General features: G+C 41.5%; 1 protein-coding gene and 1 pseudogene. Both read left to right on the top strand.

Features of this window, described 5'->3' with window-relative positions; genetic code table 11:
- A partial coding sequence (locus R8O11_RS30775) for a PQQ-dependent sugar dehydrogenase (RefSeq protein WP_318195327.1) occupies positions 1-140 on the top strand: 140 nt, incomplete at its 5' end.
- A 133-nt stretch (positions 141-273) separates the two neighbouring features.
- Positions 274-535 (top strand): annotated as a pseudogene (locus R8O11_RS30770) (HAD family hydrolase); the annotation flags it as partial.

The raw sequence follows: 535 nt of genomic DNA, 5'->3' as shown, positions 1-535 counted from the left end.
TTAACGATGGCAAGCTCACAGAATCGCAACGCTTACTGGAAAAGCTTGGAGAACGAATCAGAGATATCACAATAAGCCCCGATGGCTATATCTACTTTTCGACCGACAGCGGCAAAATCTTCCGCTTAACCGAGCAATAAGAACTGTGCAGCGCTTTTTCGATTTGTGATGCATCAGTGATTTATTTTCGTACAACTTAGCCAGAAGAATCTAAACTTAACAATAACCTTTTGTTTTTATAACGATAGTTTGGTTAAGTTGTACGAGGCCACTATGATTCCCTTCCCACTAGAACTTGAAAGAATAAAAGCCGTCATTTTCGATTTAGACAACACGCTCGTCAGTTCAGATATGAACTTTCAAGATCTTCGTCAGCAACTCGGTTGCCCTCAAACAGAAGATTTATTGGATTTCGTAGAGCGCATCGATCACCCGCATCACAAAGAGCATGCACATAATGTCATTTTTGACCACGAGATTTCCGATGCTGAACAGTCTAGCCCGATGATTGGCTGTCATGAATTGCTGAACTACT

The sequence above is a fragment of the Vibrio sp. 1288 genome (assembly GCF_033344475.1).
Note: the sequence above shows the minus strand (reverse complement) of the source record. Positions and strands in the feature narration are given on the sequence as shown.